Source organism: Secundilactobacillus silagincola, assembly GCF_002583405.1.
GTDB classification, from domain to species: Bacteria; Bacillota; Bacilli; order Lactobacillales; family Lactobacillaceae; genus Secundilactobacillus; species Secundilactobacillus silagincola.
In genome coordinates this window covers 1-389 of record NZ_BCMJ01000030.1, presented here as the reverse complement: position 1 = coordinate 389, position 389 = coordinate 1, and the positions used below count along the sequence as shown (strand labels likewise).

The window sequence follows — 389 nt, the reverse complement described above, 5'->3', positions numbered from 1 at the left end:
GCGATCCTGGTGATCCTGCTAAGAACGATCCCGAAGGGACGCAAGCTAAGTATCTGGAAGGTACGATCACGGTTAGCCAAAATAATGACGGTGATTACAGCGCAACTGTTGCCGACAAGACGGTGAGTGTTAGCCGGACAGCTAGCGTGGATGAAAATGGACAGGTTGTATACACCGACTGGACGGTTGATGGTGGCACTGGAAGTGAATTAGTGCCTGAATTAACCGCCGCAGCAACTGCTGTTAAAGGTTTCCAGAATACGGTAGATAACGGTGGTGCTTACAGCAGTGCAGACTTCAAGGCGGTTACAGATGCCGGCAAACCAGGTGATGAGGGTTATACCACTACGGTCACCCGGACGGTTCACTACACGAAGAACCAGGCTACT

1 protein-coding gene is annotated in these 389 nt (G+C 51.2%); it reads left to right on the top strand.

Translation table 11 applies throughout. From position 1 onward, the window contains the following. Positions 1-389 (top strand): hypothetical protein (locus CES82_RS12555; RefSeq protein WP_180245742.1); only part of this gene is annotated, 389 nt, incomplete at both ends.